At 43.0% G+C, this 17798-nt stretch carries 17 protein-coding genes; 8 read left to right on the top strand and 9 right to left on the bottom strand.

From position 1 onward, the window contains the following. The first annotated feature begins 247 nt into the window (after positions 1–247). From FNT16_RS02400 to hepT, 3 genes are all read left to right on the top strand, one after another. Positions 248–2452, top strand: coding sequence for a YjbH domain-containing protein (locus FNT16_RS02400; RefSeq protein ID WP_143870057.1), 2205 nt, complete (start codon positions 248–250; stop codon positions 2450–2452). Between the two features lie 253 nt (positions 2453–2705). Beyond that, positions 2706–3149 (top strand): type VII toxin-antitoxin system MntA family adenylyltransferase antitoxin, encoded by a 444-nt coding sequence (gene mntA / locus FNT16_RS02395; protein WP_246072309.1) that lies wholly within the window; start codon positions 2706–2708, stop codon positions 3147–3149. Then, positions 3142–3576 (top strand): type VII toxin-antitoxin system HepT family RNase toxin, encoded by a 435-nt coding sequence (gene hepT / locus FNT16_RS02390; RefSeq protein ID WP_143870056.1) that lies wholly within the window; start codon positions 3142–3144, stop codon positions 3574–3576. The genes mntA and hepT overlap by 8 nt, the downstream gene beginning before the upstream one ends. 129 nt (positions 3577–3705) lie before the next feature. On the opposite strand, the gene FNT16_RS02385 is transcribed toward hepT, so the two are convergent. From FNT16_RS02385 to FNT16_RS02370, 4 genes are all read right to left on the bottom strand, one after another. Beyond that, a complete protein-coding gene (locus FNT16_RS02385; protein WP_143870055.1) occupies positions 3706–4872 on the bottom strand; it encodes a nucleotide sugar dehydrogenase in 1167 nt (388 codons plus the stop codon). Between the two features lie 61 nt (positions 4873–4933). Then, the gene (locus tag FNT16_RS02380) at positions 4934–5278 is read right to left on the bottom strand and encodes a four helix bundle protein (RefSeq protein ID WP_143870054.1); all 345 of its coding nucleotides are present in this window, start codon (positions 5276–5278) and stop codon (positions 4934–4936) included. A gap of 218 nt (positions 5279–5496) precedes the next feature. Continuing rightward, positions 5497–6861 (bottom strand): phosphomannomutase CpsG, encoded by a 1365-nt coding sequence (gene cpsG, locus FNT16_RS02375; protein ID WP_143870053.1) that lies wholly within the window; start codon positions 6859–6861, stop codon positions 5497–5499. Between the two features lie 252 nt (positions 6862–7113). After that, positions 7114–8523, bottom strand: a complete 1410-nt coding sequence (locus tag FNT16_RS02370; RefSeq protein ID WP_143870052.1) for a mannose-1-phosphate guanylyltransferase/mannose-6-phosphate isomerase — start codon at positions 8521–8523, stop codon at positions 7114–7116. A gap of 602 nt (positions 8524–9125) precedes the next feature. Between FNT16_RS02370 and nadC the strand changes: the two genes are divergently transcribed. Next, a complete protein-coding gene (gene nadC, locus FNT16_RS02365) occupies positions 9126–9983 on the top strand; it encodes a carboxylating nicotinate-nucleotide diphosphorylase (RefSeq protein WP_143870051.1) in 858 nt (285 codons plus the stop codon). Between the two features lie 241 nt (positions 9984–10224). Here nadC and FNT16_RS02360 read toward each other — a convergent pair whose 3' ends face one another. The 3 genes from FNT16_RS02360 to FNT16_RS02350 form a co-directional block, all read right to left on the bottom strand. Continuing rightward, positions 10225–11637: an MBL fold metallo-hydrolase RNA specificity domain-containing protein gene (locus FNT16_RS02360; RefSeq protein WP_143870050.1), complete on the bottom strand. Its 1413-nt coding sequence runs from the start codon at positions 11635–11637 to the stop codon at positions 10225–10227. 6 nt (positions 11638–11643) lie between these two features. After that, complete coding sequence (locus FNT16_RS02355) at positions 11644–12507, bottom strand: DNA ligase (protein WP_143870049.1); 864 nt, start codon at positions 12505–12507, stop codon at positions 11644–11646. A 538-nt stretch (positions 12508–13045) separates the two neighbouring features. Continuing rightward, positions 13046–13561 carry a retropepsin-like aspartic protease family protein gene (locus FNT16_RS02350; protein ID WP_246072307.1) on the bottom strand — a complete coding sequence of 172 codons (516 nt, stop codon included), beginning with the start codon at positions 13559–13561 and terminating at the stop codon, positions 13046–13048. Between the two features lies 1 nt (position 13562). Between FNT16_RS02350 and ampD the strand changes: the two genes are divergently transcribed. The 3 genes from ampD to argR all read left to right on the top strand — a co-directional run bounded on the left by ampD (position 13563) and on the right by argR (position 15877). Beyond that, positions 13563–14138, top strand: a complete 576-nt coding sequence (ampD, locus tag FNT16_RS02345) for a 1,6-anhydro-N-acetylmuramyl-L-alanine amidase AmpD (RefSeq protein ID WP_143870048.1) — start codon at positions 13563–13565, stop codon at positions 14136–14138. Next, positions 14135–14971, top strand: coding sequence for a beta-lactamase regulator AmpE (gene ampE, locus FNT16_RS02340; RefSeq protein WP_143870047.1), 837 nt, complete (start codon positions 14135–14137; stop codon positions 14969–14971). Before ampD ends, ampE begins: the two co-directional genes overlap by 4 nt. Before the next feature lie 438 nt (positions 14972–15409). Continuing rightward, the gene (gene argR / locus FNT16_RS02335) at positions 15410–15877 is read left to right on the top strand and encodes a transcriptional regulator ArgR (protein WP_143870046.1); all 468 of its coding nucleotides are present in this window, start codon (positions 15410–15412) and stop codon (positions 15875–15877) included. Between the two features lie 16 nt (positions 15878–15893). On the opposite strand, the gene FNT16_RS02330 is transcribed toward argR, so the two are convergent. Continuing rightward, positions 15894–16820 carry a diguanylate cyclase gene (locus tag FNT16_RS02330; RefSeq protein WP_143870045.1) on the bottom strand — a complete coding sequence of 309 codons (927 nt, stop codon included), beginning with the start codon at positions 16818–16820 and terminating at the stop codon, positions 15894–15896. Between the two features lie 13 nt (positions 16821–16833). Further along, the gene (locus tag FNT16_RS02325; protein ID WP_143870044.1) at positions 16834–17154 is read right to left on the bottom strand and encodes an Hpt domain-containing protein; all 321 of its coding nucleotides are present in this window, start codon (positions 17152–17154) and stop codon (positions 16834–16836) included. A 148-nt stretch (positions 17155–17302) separates the two neighbouring features. Between FNT16_RS02325 and FNT16_RS02320 the strand changes: the two genes are divergently transcribed. Beyond that, on the top strand, positions 17303–17518 hold the full coding sequence (locus tag FNT16_RS02320) for a DUF1289 domain-containing protein (protein WP_143870043.1): 216 nt from the start codon (positions 17303–17305) through the stop codon (positions 17516–17518). Positions 17519–17798 lie beyond the last annotated feature (280 nt).

The following is a 17798-nucleotide window of genomic DNA, read 5'->3' as shown; positions in this document are numbered from 1 at the left end:
GCCTTGTAGGTCGTGGCTTTAGCCCGACAAATTTTCGCATTATGCACGTTGTCGCCCTAAAGGGACGACCTACACAGCTCGAAGCTAAAATGTAGGTCGCGGCTTTAGCCCGACAAATTTTCGCAATATGCACATTGTCGCCCTAAAGGACGACCTACATTGATTTTGAATTGTCGCCCTAAAGGGACGACCTACATTGAAATAAAAACGTCGCTTTTATCGGCGGCCCATATTTTTAAAGAATATAATGATGACTGTACGATACCTATCTTTAAATAACCTTTGTAATTTAACATCTGCTACTTCTGTTTTTAAACTGGCGGTTTTGTGTCTGCCTTTTGCTTTTAATAGTTGGGCGGATGAGAGCGCAAGTACTAGTACCAGCAGTAACGCAAGCAGCAGCCCTTACGTAACCCCATCATTACAAGGTTTTGGTGGTTATTTTAATACCCCAAGCGCCTATAGTTTTGGTGGTGGGCAGGGTGTGTTTATGTACTCTAACCAAACAGAGCGTTTAGGCAGTTATCGTACTACCCCTAACTTTCACTTTGCAGCTGGCTTGTGGGATAACTTAGAAGTATCTGGCCGTAATGCAGCATACGAAGACACAACCAGCAAAAGCTCTGATCTTTCTGCTAATATTAAATTTGCGCTGCCGTATATCCCTGAAAACTGGTTTAAATTAGCTGTGGGTATTCAAGATTTAGGCGGCGCTGCCAATCATTTTGATTCTAAGTATGTTGTGCTTTCGCGTTATTTTGCTGATTATAATTTTGATGCATCAGTGGGTGTTGGGCAAAGTGAATCGCGTTTAGGCCGTTTAGATGGCACCTTTGCTGCGGTAAAATGGCAACCTTATGATTGGGGCGCTGTGTTGTTAGAGCATGATGCGATTAGCACCAATTATGGTATTGAACTTTCTACCCCAAAAAATTGGCTGGGTGGGCATACCCGTTTTTTTGCAAAAGCCATGTTGGGCGCAAGTGAAGATGCCTTGTCTGATGAAACCTATTGGGGCATTGGCTTAAATACGAATTTGTATCAAGCGCGTGCGGATATCGAGCCAGCTCGTATTAAATATGTGGCAGAGCCAGATTATGTAAAAAATAATACTGCAAATCAGGATGCGTTTTTATTAATTCGGCAGGCTTTGCGCGCCCGTGGTTTTACCGATTTTAAAATTGGTACGGCTGGCTATCAGGCTGATAGCCAAAAGCAGCATTTAGTGATAGCGGTTGAAAACAATCTGTATAGTGGCAACCATATTGATACTTTTGCAGTTGTGCTGAGCATTGTTAGTAAAATGTCGCCAGAGTCAGTTGAGCATTTTACCGTACAAATTTTACAAAGCGGTATTCAGGTGGATGCCGTGAGCGGTAATTTAAATGACTACCGTGCGTTTTTGCAAGGGGCTGATTTGAAGTTAGCTGAGCAGCCCAATAACGCAGGTGATTCAGTTAACTGGCTAAAAGAAGACAGCAGCTTTTTTATTAAACCTAAACTTACGTTTTATCCGCATTTGGTTACCACTGTGGGCACTGAGTTGGGTATGTTAGATTATTCGCTTGCCTGGGCAACCCATCTTGAATTGCCTATCCCTTTGTGGCCGGGTTTAACGGCAACGGCGTTTCATTTAAAACAATTGCGTGAAACAGAAGATTTTAGAGACGGTAAGTTTTTTGCTGGCTCACGACAACAAACGGGTATACATAATTTAATGTTACACCAAACGTTTGAATTGCCGTTTAATACTAAGTTAATGCTAAATTATGGTGAGTTTTCGCAAGATTACCGTTTGTCAGCGGTTGAAGCCGGTTGGCAAAGTGACAATGGCCAGCATCACTTGTTTTATTATTATGGCCAGTATAATCATACCGGTGAAAAAGAGTTAGGTTACGATCAGGCGTGTGTAAAAGACCCGAGTAAACCTTTGTATGATTGTTATGGGGTGTTACCGCAATATAATGATAAAACCATTTCTGTGGCTAAGTATCGGTATTATTCACCTTGGTTAAATACCAGCTTTTTTACCAAGTATGGTAAGTTTTGGTCGGGTGATGAAGGTTTGCATTTGTTAGTAAGCCGCCATTTTGATGATGTTGAAGTTAACTTGCAGTTTAAGGCCACTAAAAATGCAGATGAAGGTTTAATGCAAGGTTTTGTTTATGAAGATGAGTACCAAAAAACCATTGGTTTAGGTTTTACAGTGGCTTTAGGGCCACGTAAAGATTTTAATTCTCGTTATATTAATATTCGCGGTAGAGCCGATTGGAGTTATATTGTGAATACTTTGGTAGGCGAGGAGCATAATGGTTTAACTTATGGGTTGGCAAGTGAAGCCCGTACCTTCTATCATTTAGATAATCATTTTAATAATTTTGGCCGCAAGGGTTTAAGTTATTTGTATAAGCATCAAGATAGGTTGCGTGCCGCGTATTTTGAATTACGGTAGTGTGGATTTTGCTCGTTGCTCGTTGCTCGAAGCTCGCAGCTCAAATGTAGGTCGTCCCTTTAGGGCGACAATTTTAAATCGACAACGTGCATGTTGCGAGATTTGTCGGGCTAAAGCCACGGCCTACAGGTTGTTTACTCGTTGCTCGAAGCTCGCAGCTTAAATGTAGGTCGTCCTTTAGGGCGACAATGTGCATGTTGCGAGATTTGTCGGGCTAAAGCCACGACCTACAGGGCGACATTGGCGTTTATTTATGGATTGTTGGCCTAAAGGCCAACCTACATGTCGGGCTAAAGCCACGACCCACAGGTTTTTTATGTGTCTATTAGATAAAATAAAGCAGTTAGCAGCGGCGCATCATGATATTGATGTGCTTTGGCTTTATGGTTCTCGGGCGCGTAATTCGGCTGATCAAAACAGTGATTATGATCTGGCTGTATTATTTTCTTCCTTCCACCATGATGTTTTAGAGCGTAGGTTGCGTCCTGAGTTGTTAGCTATGGATTGGCAGCAAGCTTTGGGGTGTTCGCTGTCGGTTATTGATATTACTCAGGTATCTGTTCCTTTGGCTTATACGGTTGTGCAGGATAATTGTGTTTTGCTGAGTAAAGATGATTTTAAGCAACTGGAAACAGAGCGCATTATCATGTCAAAATGGGATATTGATTACCAACATCATTTGAAACATTATGCTTGAAGCTTACGCTCGTTCTATTCAGGAACATATCCGGGAAAATCATCAAGATTTAGTTGAATTAGAGAATGTGCTTAATTCCAGAAGTTGGACGCGTATTGAGCGTAAAGCGGCTGAGCGGGTTTTGCAAATTTTGGTTGAGTCTTGTATTGGTATCAGTAAGCATTGGCTTAAGCTGAATAAAATAAATGTTCCGTCTGATACTTATCAGGTTTTTGTTAAAGTGTGTGAGTTGGGTGCAATCAGCCAAGATGAGTTGGTTGTGTGGCGTAAAATTGTAGGGATGCGTAACGCCATTGTTCATGATTATTTAAATTTAGAGCCTGCGATTTTGGTCGCCATTATTAAGCAACAGCTTTATTTAGATGTTGTTAATTATGGTTTAAAAATGAGTGAAAGGTTATGTGGGTCATGTAGGTCGTCCGATTAGGGCGACAAATTTTAAATCGACAATCGTGCATGTTGCGAGATTTGTCGGGCTAAAGCCGCGACCTACAGGCCAACCTACATGTCGGGCTGAAGCCGCGACCTACATGTCGGGCTAAAGCCGCGACCTACATTAATCGCTGCCGAATAAATCGCGGGTGTATACTTTGTCTGCTACGTCTTGCAGGCTTTCTGACATTCGGTTTGAGACAATTACATCTGACATTTCTTTAAATTCATTTAAGTCTTTGATTACTTTTGAGTTAAAGAAGGTGTCTTCTTCTAGTACCGGTTCGTATATTACTACTTCGATACCTTTTGCTTTGATGCGTTTCATGATGCCTTGTATTGATGATGCGCGGAAGTTATCCGAGCCGGCTTTCATGATTAAGCGGTATACGCCGACTTTTTTCGGGTTTCTTCGTATGATTGAATCCGCGATAAAGTCTTTTCGAGTGGTATTAGCATCGACAATGGCAGCTATTAGATTGTTAGGAACGTCGTGGTAGTTTGCTAATAACTGTTTGGTGTCTTTTGGTAGACAGTAGCCGCCGTAACCAAACGATGGGTTGTTGTAGTGGTTGCCAATTCTTGGGTCTAAGCCAACGCCTTCGATAATTTGACGTGTGTTTAAGCCGTGGCGCTCTGCGTATGTGTCTAGTTCGTTGAAGTAAGCAACACGCATTGCTAAATAGGTATTTGAAAATAATTTTATGGCTTCGGCTTCTGTTACGTCTGTAAATAGTACGTCTACGTTTTCTTTTATTGCACCTTGTACCAGTAGGTCGGCAAATACTTTAGCACGCTCTGATTGTTCACCTAATACAATTCTGGACGGGTATAGGTTGTCGTATAGTGCTTTACCTTCACGTAAAAATTCGGGTGAGAATATGATGTTTTCGCAACCAAGTTGTTGTTTTATATCGGCTGTATAGCCAACAGGTACGGTTGATTTTATAATCATAACCGCATCTGGGTTGATGCTCATTACGTCTTTAATCACGGCTTCTACTGAGCGGGTGTTAAAGTAGTTGGTTTCTGGGTCGTAGTCTGTTGGTGTCGCGATTACAACGTACTGAGCGTCTTTGTAGGCTTCTTCTTTATCTAATGTGGCTCTGAAGTTTAGCGGTTTGTTTGCCAGGTATTCTTGGATGTATTCATCTTCTATTGGCGATTTTTTGTTATTTAGTAAATCTACTTTTTCTTTTACGATATCAAGTGCGACTACTTCGTTGTGTTGTGCAAGTAATACGGCATTTGAGATCCCTACATAGCCTGTTCCGGCTACCGCTATTTTCATATTTGGCTCCTTAGGTTTTTTTAGCTTCGAGCTTCGAGATTCAAGTTACGAGCTTCGAGCTTTAATTAGATTTGAGTGTGTGGATAAAGCTGCCGATCATTTTTGAAATTTGTTCGGCTTCGTTCATCCATACTGTACCTGTTTGCAATGGAATATAACCAATTTCTACGCCTATGTCAGTCTGTGTTTTAAATTCGCCAATAGAGGCTTTCGCAATGACTAGAAAACGCGCCTTGTCGATATCTGAGTATCTTTCCATACCTTCGGCTATATTGCTGGGAACTGACAAGATAGAGCGTGTTATTTGGTCTTTAAATCCGTAGTCTCTTAAATTTGACAGCGTACTATAAACGTCAATTGTTAAAGCTTTACTACGCTGCCATATCGCGAGTTTTTCGTAATACATAAAAAATCCCTTTCTGAAAATCCATGTTATTGATAAATAAAGCTCAAAGCTCGTTGCTAGAAATTGTCGCCCTAAAGGACGACCTACATTGTCGCCCTAAAGGGACGACCTACATTGTCGCCCTAAAGGGACGACCTACATTGTCGCCCTAAAGGGACGACCTACACCGCTCGAAGCTCGCAGCTCAAAGCTCGAAGCTCGAAGCTCGTAGCTCGCATCTACTTTCTAACTAGGCTTAGGACTTCTTCCGTTTTTTGTTCCATTAGGGTGATGTCGGCTCTGGATTCTATATTTAAGCGTAATACCGGTTCGGTGTTTGAGCAGCGGATGTTGAGGCGCCAGTTTTCAAATACCATGGTGAGGCCGTCGGTGTAGTCGATTTCCAGTGCGTCGTTTGAGTATTTGGCTTTTACTCGTTCAATGGCGGCTTTTGGATCGTCCAGTTTACTGTTTATTTCGCCGGAGGATGGGTAGGCTGCGATGCGTTCTTTTACCAGTGAAGATAATGATTGGCCTTTTACGCATAGTAGTTCGGCAACTAATAACCATGGGATCATGCCGCTGTCGCAGTAGGCGAAGTCTTTAAAGTAGTGGTGGGCGCTCATTTCGCCGCCGTAGATGGCGTCTTCTTTGCGCATGCGTTCTTTTATAAATGCATGGCCGGTTTTGCACAGAATCGGTTCACCGCCTGATTTTTTTACGATGTCTACTGTGTTCCACGCCAGTCTTGGGTCGTGAATGATTTTTGCGCCTTGGTGTTTTTGTAAAAACGCTTCGGCGAGTAGCCCTACGATGTAATATCCTTCGATAAATTCGCCGTTTTCGTCAAATAAAAAGCAGCGGTCGAAGTCGCCGTCCCATGCTATGCCCATATCTGCTTTGTGTTCTTTTACTGCGTTTGCGGTGTCTGCGCGGTTTTCGGGCAGCAGTGGGTTAGGGATGCCGTTTGGAAAGCTTGGGTCTGGGTTGTGGTGTACTTTTATAAATTCAATGGGTATTTGTTTGGCGGCAAATTCGGCTTCTATTTTGTCTATTACGTGGCCCGCTGCGCCGTTACCTGAGTTTGCGACTATTTTTAATGGTTTGATGTTATTTAGGTTTATGTAGCCGAGTAGGTGCGCTGTGTAGTCTTCTATTATTGAGACGGTTTTGATGCTGCCTTTTTGCGTGACTGGCGGGAAGTTGTTTTCTTCGGCCATTTTTTGTATGTCGAATAAACCTGTGTCGCCGCTGATGGGTTGTGAGCCTGATTTAACCAGTTTCATGCCGTTGTAGTCGATTGGGTTGTGGCTGGCTGTGACTTCTATTCCGCCATCTAGTTTTAGGTGGAAGGTTGCGAAGTAGATTTCTTCTGTGCCTGACATGCCGATGTCGAGTACTTCGACGCCTGCGTCGGTTAATCCTTCGGCTACCGCCAGTTTTAATGTTTCACTGGTTTCGCGAACATCACCGCCTACGGCGACAGTTTTAGGTTTGAGTATTTCGCCGTATGCCCGGCCAATGCGGTAGGCGATATCTTCGTTTAGTTGTTCACCTAGTTTGCCCCGAATGTCGTAGGCTTTAAAACATGTTAGTTTGTTCATTGTTTGGTTTATCCGTAAATTTTCAATTCAGTGTAGGTCGCCCTTTAGGGCGACAAATTTCAATTTAATGCCGGTCGTGTAGGTCGTCCCTTTAGGGCGACAAATTTCAATTTAATACCGGTCGTGTAGGTCGTCCCTTTAGGGCGACGGTTTTAATTCGATAATTGTGCATATTGCAAGATTTGTCGGCGTAAACACCGACCCACATGTCGGGCTGAAGCCGCGACCTACATGTGGGGCTGAAGCCGCGACCTACACTCGGCCGTATCTGTCTTCAAATCGGACGATATCGTCTTCGCCTAGGTATGAGCCGGATTGAACTTCTATCAATTCTAATGGCACTTTTCCTGGGTTTTCTAATGCATGTATCACGCCGACCGGTATATAGGTTGATTGATTTTCTGTTAATAATAATTCTTTATCGCCGTTGGTTACTTTGGCTGTGCCGGATACCACTATCCAGTGTTCGGCTCTGTGGTGGTGCATTTGTACCGATAATTTTGCACCCGGTTTTACTGTGATGCGTTTTACCTGATATCGCGCGCCGTTGTCGATTGAGTCGTATTTACCCCATGGGCGATAAACTTCGCGGTGGAATTTAGATTCGCTGCGGCCTTCGGCTTTTAGTTTGTTTACGATGGTTTTGACATCTTGCACTTTGTCTTTGTGCGCGACCATGACGGCATCTTTGGTATCGACTATTACCAGGTCTTCAACGCCTACGGTTGCCACTAATCGGCCTTCAACTGAACCATAAACTAAACAATTTTTGCTGTTTTCGCCGATAAAGTCGCCACGAACTGCATTGCCGTTTTCGTCTTTGTCGTTGACTTCCCATAATGCTGACCATGAGCCAACATCGTTCCAACCAGCATCTAATGGTACAACTACGGCTGAATCTGTTTTTTCCATTACAGCGTAGTCTATTGAGTCGTCTGGGCAGGCTTCAAATGCGGCTTTGTCGACGCGCACAAAGTCTAAATCGGCCGATGTATTGCCAATCGCTTTTTTACAGGCCGCGAGTATTTCTGGCTGATATTTTTCGAGTTCACTTAAATAGCGGCTGGCTTTAAACATAAACATGCCGCTGTTCCAGTAGTATTCGCCGCTGTTTAGGTATTCTGTTGCGGTTTCTAAATTTGGTTTTTCGACAAATGCATCTACTTTGTAGGCATCATCTTGGCTTGCGCCACGTTTGATGTATCCGTATCCGGTTTCGGCGTGTGTTGGTACGATTCCAAATGTCACCATTGCATTTTGTTCTGCTAGTTTTTCAGCTTGTGCAATTGCATTGATAAATGCTTGTTGGTTTTTGATGACGTGATCGGCCGCCAATACTAATAATAGTGGATCATCTCCGTCGGCAACTGCTTGTAGTGCAGCTAATGCGATAGCGGGTGCTGTGTTACGTCCGACCGGTTCTAAGATAACCGGGCTTTGTAATGCGTTGATTGCACGTAATTGTTCTGCAACCATAAATCGGCTATCTTCGTTACAGATAACCATAGGTGCTCTGTGTTGAGCGCCTTTTAAGCGTAGCACAGTTTCTTGTAACATAGTGCTGTCGCTGGTTAATGGCAGATATTGTTTAGGGTATGCAGAGCGTGACAATGGCCACAATCGCGAGCCAGAACCGCCCGCCATAATTACTGGTAAAAACATGCGCTTTTATTCCTTGTTTTACTGATTCGTTTTATCCGGCTAATGCTATCATTTATTTATAAATTGCGTAAGCGCGGAATTGTTGCAAAATAGCTACGAGCGTACCAATGTAGGTCGCGGCTTCAGCCCGACAATTTCGCAATATGCACGATGTCGAATTAAACTCGTCGCCCTAAAGGGACGACCTACACGGCTCGTAGCTCGCGGCTTAAAGCTCGAAGCTCAACACTAAAATGTAGGTCGCGGCTTTAGCACGACATGTAGGTCGGTATTTATGCCGACAAAGTGTAGGTTGGTCTTTAGGCCAACAATGAAGGATACACAATTGCGGAATTAAATTTGTCGCCCTAAAGGGCCGACCTACACGGCTTGTAGCTCGCGGCTCGTAGCTCGAAGCTCAAAACTAAAATGTAGGTCGCGGCTTTAGCCCGACAAATTTCGCAATATGCACGATGTCGAATTAAATTTGTCGCCCTAAAGGGCCGACCTACACAGCTCGTAGCTCGCGGCTTAAAGCTCGTAGCTCGAATCTCAAAACTTGCAGCTTATAGCTTGCCCCTTTATAATCCATTCCCCAATTTCTCTACCTTACCGGCGTGTTTATGGATTCTCAGCTTTTACAAAATACTCAAAAAATTGTTGCTCAGGCTTTGTTTGAAGATTTAAACGGAGACGATGCGAACAATGATATTACTGCACAGTTGATTCCTGCCGAGCAGGTGATTTCGGCTAATGTGATTTGCCGCGAGGAAGCTGTGTTTTGTGGTAAAGGCTGGGCTGATGAAACTTTTAAGCAGTTGGGCGCGACAGTTGATATTAATTGGCATTGTCAGGATGGTGACCGATTGTCAGAAAATCAGTTAATTTGTACTTTGCATGGCCCTGCACGTGCGATTTTAACCGGTGAGCGTACTGCACTTAATTTTATTCAAACTTTATCCGCAACTGCGACTGCTACTTCAATTTATGCGGATAAAATTGCGCATACCAATACGCGTTTGTTGGATACCCGTAAAACGATCCCTTGTTTGCGTGTGGCACAAAAGTACGCGGTTGCTTGTGGCGGTGGGGTCAACCACAGAGTGGGTTTGTATGATGCTTTTTTAATTAAAGAAAATCATATTATGGCGGCCGGGTCGATTGCCAACGCTGTGACGCAAGCACATAAGATTGCGCCGGGTAAAAAAGTTGAAGTGGAAGTTGAAAACAATGATGAGCTGAAACAAGCGTTGGACGCGGGTGCCGATATTGTTATGTTAGATAATTATTCGCCTGCTGAGATTCAGTCGGCCGTTGCTGTTAATAAGGCACATGCCAATACCGCGAAAATTGAGGTGTCGGGTGATATTACCATTGATACCATTGTTGATTATGCACAAGATGGTGTCGATTTTATATCAAGCGGCGCATTGACAAAGCATGTGCGTGCCATTGATTTAAGTTTAAGGGTGAGTGGGTAGATTGAAATTTGTCGCCCTGTAGGTCGCGGCTTTAGCCCGACAAATCTTGCATTATGCACAATTGTCGCCCTAAAGGGCAGACCTACACTGCTCGTAGCTTAAATGTAGGTCGCGGCTTTAGCCCGACAAATCTCGCATTATGCGCAATTGTCGCCCTAAAGGGCAGACCTACACTGCTCGTAGCTAAAATGTAGGTCGCGGCTTTAGCCCGACAAACCCCGCATTATGCGCAATTGTCGCCCTAAAGGGACGACCCACTCTCGCTGCTTGCTATTTCTATTTTTGCTTCGGGGAGTATTCTTTCATATTCCTTTTTTAATGCTAATTTTGCGTCATCGTCGCCGTGTACTATTTTGATATGTTTAGGTTTTATACGCATGCGTTTAACAAAATTGAGCAGATCTTTTTGATCTGCATGTGCGCTGTAACCGCTTAGAGTGTGTACGCCGGCTTTGATGTCAATTTTTTCTCCATCTATCACAACATATCCGCCTTTAGGGCCGTATTTTTGTATGTCGCGTCCGGGTGTGCCTTTTGCTTGATATCCAACAAATAATACGTCGGTTCTTTTATCGGGTAGCAGGGCTTTTAGGTAGTTGCATATGCGCCCGCCGCTGCACATGCCGCTGGCTGCGATGATAATGCATGGTGTTGCTGTTTTTTGTATGTAATTTATCGCGTTTAGATGTTCTTCGTGTGAGTCTATGGTGTACAAATCATCAAAGTCTAGTGGGTGGCGATGGCGGACTATTTTTTGCTGGGCTTCTGCATCCCATAATTTTGATAATGACTTGTAGTGTTCGGTAAATTTTGCCGCAAGTGGTGAGTCGAGTATCACTTGCATTGAATGCCAGATGTTTCGGTTGGTTAGGCCGTTGTTTTTGCTGCGTGAAATAATGTCTTCTATTTCGTATAACAATTCTTGTGTCCGGCCAATACTAAAGGCGGGGATTAAAACTGCGCCGCGATCTTGCAGGCATTTTTCAATTACCTGCTGCAGTTGTTTGCGTCTTTGTCTTCGCCCTGTGTGTTTTTTGTCGCCGTAGGTGCTTTCTATGACTAAGGTGTCTGCTCGGTAAGGCGAGCGTGGTGCGGGTAGCAGGGGTGTGTGCGGCGCGCCTAAGTCGCCGGAAAATACGTATTTGTGCGCAGTTGGCTGGTGTTCAATTTCTACATAGGCCGATCCTAATATGTGTCCGGCAGGTTGAAATTTTATTTTTACGTTTTGTACACCACTGGCATTAAACCAGCGTTTATAGGGTTTAGCGTTGATTTGTGACTTGATGCGTTTTAGCAGTGCTTCGATAAAGGGTTTTTTCTTGGTGATGCCAATTTTTATCGCATCTTCTAATACGAGTGGCAGTAGTTGTGCTGTCGCGGGTGTGCAGTAGATGGGGCCGGTGAAACCTGCGGCTATCAGCCAGGGGATTCTGCCCACGTGATCTATGTGGCAGTGGGTGACGATGAGGCCTTTAATGTGTTCTGTTGGAAAATCGATTTCAGGTATTAACTGGTTGGCTTTGCCGGATGTTTCTGCGCCTTGAAACAGTCCACAATCGATGAGTATATGTTGTTGTTCGCTGACGCATAATCTGTGGCATGAGCCGGTTACACCATCGACCGCGCCGTGGTGTTGTATGTTTGGATATTCCATTATTTGTTAATCTTCCTCTTTAACTTTTAAAAATACCGCAAAGCGCGGTAGTCCGTTTTTGGTGAAGCCTAGGTATTTGTAGCTGATTAAACTGCCGATTGGCGGTGGGTTTGCTCTTTCTTGGTTGGTAAAACCTGTGCCGATTTTAAAGGTTTGACCTTTTGGGGTTTTAACTATTAATGCGCCCATTTGTCCTTTAAATTTGCCTTTTCCGGCTTGATAGGCGATGACGGTGGCGTCGGCATCTAGGTATTTTTTTACTTTTAATAAATCACTGCTGCGTTTGCCTTGGTAGTAAGAATTTTGGTGATGCAGCATCAGTCCTTCTGCGCCTTGTGCTATGTATTCTTCGAGTGTTTTTTTAAGCTCTGCATGTGAGGGTACTTTAAATTGTTTTACCCATTTGAGTTGTGGGGCGTTTGTTTGTTGTTCTAGTGTTCGCATTTTGATTAGGCGTTGGTTAAATGTGCCTTGTTCTGAGGGGAGATCAAATACTTGGTAGCTTATTTTTGCCCAGTTTTGCTCTGTACCGGTTTTTATTATGGATAGTGTTTGGGCAAATGCATTACGTTTTAACCAAAGTTCGCCGTCTAGTGGTATGTTTGGGAATCCTTGTGTGAAGCTTTTGGGTGCGTTTATGGAATTGCCATTTCGGGTCCATAGTTTTTCGCCATCCCAGTAGGCGCGTATACCGTCAAATTTTTCACTGACGTAATAGTCTGTGATGTCTATTTCCGGTGAATAGACCTCGGCCAGCAGTAGTGAACGGGGGTCAGCATGGGCTTTTGGGTTGAGGATGAATAGGGTAAAAAAGATACTGAACGTGATGATTGTTAAGGCGAATTTGATGCCTATTCTTGGCTTTCGCATAGTATTTCCTTATTTTAGTTGTCAGCTTCGAGTCGTGTAGGTCGTCCCTTTAGGGCGACATTTAGCGTAAATATCAAAATTGTCGGCGTAAACACCGACCTACACGTCGGGCTAAAGCCGCGACCTACATTTTAGTTTTAAGCTTCGAGTCGCGAGCTTCGAGCTGTGTAGGTCGTTCCTTTAGGGCGACATTTAGCGTAAATATCAAAATTGTCGGCGTAAACACCGACCTACACGTCGGGCTAAAGCCGCGACCTACATTTTAGTTTTAAGCTTTGAGTCGCGAGCTTCGAGCCGTGTAGGTCGTCCCTTTAGGGCGACATCGTGCATATTGCGAAATTTGTCGGGCTGAAGCCGCGACCTACATTTTAGCTTTAAGCTTCGAGTCGTGTAGGTCGTCCCTTTAGGGCGACATCGTGCATATTGCGAAATTTGTCGGGCTAAAGCCGCGACCTACAATAATTTGTTGCTTGAAACTTGAAACTCAAAGCTCGCAGCTCAAAGCTCAAAGCTCGCAGCTCCCAGTATAACGCAATTTTTAATATTGTTTTAGCGTTAGGGTGCTGCCGCGTTGTGTAAATTCTATTCTTTTTAATACGCTCATGCCTAGTAATATTTGTTCACCTTGCATGTACGGGTTGATGTTGGCGGCTACGTTTCTTAATTTTATGTCACCGATTTCTAATACGTCGATTCGGGTTTGGTATACATTTATGCTGCCATTAGCTGTTCCCACTCTTTGTGATGGGCCGTACGGCAGGTTAAGTCTTTTCGCTATGTTTTCCGGTACCGATACATTGGTTGCCCCTGTGTCTAATAAAAAGGTGACGATTTGTTGATTAATTTTGCCATTGGTAACATAGTGACCGTGTTGATTTCTTTCTAGTTTAACTTCGATTGCCCCTTGGTTTGTATAGTAGCTTTCGGGGTTTTGATTTGGGTTTTCTTTTTTGTTTAAATATCCTTCAAAAAAGTAGGTAAGTAGAAAAAATGCAATTATCCATGCTGCATAACTCATTATTTTACCTGTTTTTTGACTATAATCTGGGTCCACTATGAAAACTCCGGCGTATTCTAAAATTAATAATCATCATATTTTACCTGATGCTGTTTTTAAAGCTTCTCCGCATTTTAATGATCGACCAAATGTTAACAATATCAATTTGTTGGTTATTCATTGCATTTCACTGCCCGCAGAGCAGTTTGGCTTAAAATATATTGACGATCTGTTTTTAGGCTGTTTAGATTGTGATGCAGATGCCTCGTTTAATGCGTTGTCTGGCCTTAGGGTCTCGGCGCATGTTTTAATACGTAGAACAGGTGAGGTGGTTCAGTTTGTTCCTTTTGATAAAAGAGCATGGCACGCGGGTGTCTCTTGTTTTAAGGGATTGGATAATTGTAATGATTTTTCTATTGGCATCGAGCTGGAAGGTGCGGATAATATTGAGTATGAAGCTATCCAGTATCAGCAGTTGGCAAAAGTGGTGAGGCAGATCCAATGCCAGTATCCGCTGATTTTAAATGATAATATTGTGGGACATTGTGATATTGCGCCGGGTAGAAAAACCGATCCTGGACCGGCTTTTAACTGGGATTACTTTTTTAATTTATTGGATAAGGAAAAACAATGACATTGCTTAGCTTAATCGTTGTGGTGCTTCTGGAGCGTTTAGTTCAGGTGACTGAAACGTTTCACTATCGTCATTATTTCAATTGGTATCAGGATAAAGTGCAGTCGGTTTTGAAGAAATCTGAATCTGTCAGCGCTGAAGTTTTTCTGCTTATTTGGCTGGCTATCCCAGCGGTGTCTGTTGCTGTTGTGCAGTTACTTTTAGGCACGGGGGTGCTGGGGTTGCTGTTTTCTATTTTTATTTTGTTTTTATGTTATGGCTGTCCGCAGCATCGCGTTTGTTATAAACAGTATTTAGAAGCGGCTTGTCGGGGCGATCAGGAAGCTTGCTATTTATATGGTGAAAAACTTGGCCAGAAGTTTAATAAGGGTTCAAAGGAAACCTTGGGGCAAACTTTAGTTTGGATTAATTTTAGGCATTATTTTGCGGTTATTTTTTGGTTTGTTGTGTTAGGTGCGGCGGGCGCTGTGTTTTACGTTTTTAGCCGAAATTTGGCGAAACAGAGTTTACAGAAAGATAATTTACGTTGGTTGGCTCGGCCCAGTAATAGGCTATTGGCAATTTTAGTGTGGCTGCCGGCGCGGATTACCGGTTTTGCGTTTTTGTTTGTTGGTCATTTTTCAAGGGCGTTACCCACTTGGTTAAATGGTTTAACGCGCTGCGATTTAGACGCCCGTACTTATATTACGGATATTGCAGATAAAGCTGAAGATGTGAGTTGCCCAGAACATGATTATTTAACAGAGCCGTGTGTGTTGTTAAAATTGGCGAAACGTGCATTTTTGTTTTTATTAAGCATTATCGCAATTTTTACCATAACGGGCATTTTGTAAACTGTAGGTCGTGGCTTCAGCCCGACAATGTAGGTCGCGGCTTTAGCCCGACAATGTAGGTCGTGGCTTTAGCCCGACAATGTAGGTCGGTGTTTACGCCGACAAAGCATATCGCACAATTATTGAATTGAGATTGTCGCCCTAAAGGGACGACCTACACAGCTCGAAGCTCGAAGCTCGCAGCTTGAAACTCGCAACTCGAAGCTAAAATGTAGGTCGTGGCTTCAGCCCGACAATGTAGGTCGGTGTTTACGCCGACAAAGGCATATTGCACAATTATTGAATTGAGATTGTCGCCCTAAAGGGACGACCTACACAGCTCGTAGCTTAAAGCTCGAAGCTCGCAGCTTGAAATTCGTCGCCCTAAAGGGACGACCTACACAGCTCGTAGCTTAAAGCTCGAAGCTCGCGGCTTAAAACTAAAACATAGGTATTTTTTTGAACAATAATGATAAACAAGACAAGTTATTAAAGGTTTTTAAAACGCTGTTAAACGAGCAGACGTTTTCATCTCAGGCTGATATTGTCGAGGCGTTGAAAGATGAGGGATTTGATAGCATCAGCCAATCTAAGGTCTCGCGCTTATTAAGTCGTTTTGGCGCTGTAAGGACGCGCAACGCAAAGCAGGAGATGGTTTATTGTTTGCCGCCTGAGTTAGGGCTGCCGACAGCTGAAAGTCCTTTAAAACAGTTGGTTTTAGATGTAAGTCATAATCAGGCAATGATTATAGTCAGAACCACACCTGGCGCAGCGCAGTTAATTGCGCGTATGTTAGATTCATTAAATAAATCGCATGGTGTTTTAGGCACGATTGCTGGTGATGACACTATTTTTATTGCACCGGTGGATACATCTGAAATTGACAAAACATGTGAGCATATCGAAATATTTTTCGATACGGTTTAAGTCAGTTCAGATAAATTTATACTTGCAGGAGTTCGCCTTGCACTTGGTTTCGTCCTGCATTTTTGGCTTTGTAAAGCTGTAGATCAGTAAATTCTTGTAATGTCTTGGCGGACATGGTTGCAACGGGGACGATTGAAGATACCCCTAGACTGACCGTGATGTGTTTTTCTACCGGGCTATACTCGTGCGGTATGTCTAATGCTTCGATTGCTTCACGCATCATTTCTGCCACTCGGATTGATGATTCAAAACTGGTTTCGGGTAGTAAAATTACAAATTCTTCGCCGCCATAGCGAAAAGCTTCGTCTCCACTTCTTCTTATTTTTTTACTGAGTGTTGAGGCAACTTGTTTTAGAATTTCGTCACCCGCACTGTGTCCATAATTGTCATTAAACGGTTTAAAGGCGTCTATATCCAGCATTATCATTGACAGTGGGCTAGAAGAGCGTGCGCAACGCCGCCATTCTAAATCTAATTTTTCATCATAACGTCTGCGGTTCGGAACTTCTGTTAAACCGTCAATGTTGGCGAGCTTTTCAAGTAAATCTGATTTCTTTTTTAACGAAAGTTGGTTTCTAACTCTTGCTTTGACAACCGTTATGTTGAATGGCTTGGTGATATAATCCATTGCCCCGAACTCCAGTCCTTTGGCTTCGTCTTCTGCTGCATCTTTAGCAGAGATGAATATCACTGGAATATTTTTTGTTGCGTCATTTTGTCTGATGTCTAGTAGTACCTGATATCCATCTAGATCGGGCATTTGAATATCTAGCAAGACTAGGTCGATAGACGTTTGAGAATGTAAAATATTTAAAGCGGCTTGCCCACCATTTGCAGTATAGACTGTGTAAAGGGGGGATAGTGCATTTTCTAATACCAATGTGTTAATATTTTGGTCATCAACAATGAGTACACTTTGCTGATTATCAATTGCATTCGTCATTAAGTTGTTTTATTTACCAAGATTTTGATTCGTGAATAACATCGTTTAAAGCGGTAGAAAACTTTGCAAAGGATTCTGCTTTATATTCGCCATTTCTGAGCTCTGCTTCTAGAACTTTTGCTTCTTCGTAAAGATTGTTCATACTCAAATTTCCGGCCGCACCTTTAATTGAATGCGCCATTACTGCCGCATCTTTAAGATTGTTTTCTTTGAGCAATGTTTCAAGTTCACTGGCTGCGTTTTCATATTGGTTTGCAAATTTTTTAACCAACATCACAAAAAGTTGTTCATTTCCTGCTAAACGTTCTAGCGCTTCTGGTTTGTTGATGACCATATTATTTAATCCTAATTTCTATTTAAAGCTCAGTCAGTTTCACTGGAACCTGCATTTAATTTGCTGACTTGATTAGTATAATCTGGAAATGTCTTTATAGTGTAGTGTATTGTCTTACATTTTTCTAAATTGATTCGCGGAGTTTTTTGTGACAGATAAAGATTTGTGGGGTCAGCATGTGGCAAATCCTTGTATTGGTTACTGTGTGTTGAATGATCAAAATGTTTGTGAAGGATGCGGACGGACACGAGACGAAAGAACAGATTGGATTTTTATGTCGGATGATGACAAACGTAAAGTACTTGTTTCAGCAGAAAAGCGAATGGAAGAAATAAAAAAGAAAAATTCGCAATTGCCGAATTAATAATCGTCGCCCTAAAGGGACGACCTACACAGCTCGAAGCTCGTGACTCGTAGCTTAAAACTAAAATGTAGGTTGCGGCTTTAGCCCGACAATGTAGGTCGGTGTTTACGCCGACAAAGTGTAGGTTGGTCTTTAGGCCAACAATGAAGGATACACTACTGCGGAATTAAACTCGTCGCCCTTAAAGGGACGACCTACACAGCTCGCAACTCGTAGCTCGTGACTCGCAGCTTAAAACTAAAATGTAGGTCGCGGCTTTAGCCCGACAATGTAGGTCGGT

It is taken from the genome of Catenovulum sediminis, from assembly GCF_007289895.1.
GTDB lineage: Bacteria > Pseudomonadota > Gammaproteobacteria > Enterobacterales > Alteromonadaceae > Catenovulum > Catenovulum sediminis.
Note: the sequence above shows the minus strand (reverse complement) of the source record. Positions and strands in the feature narration are given on the sequence as shown.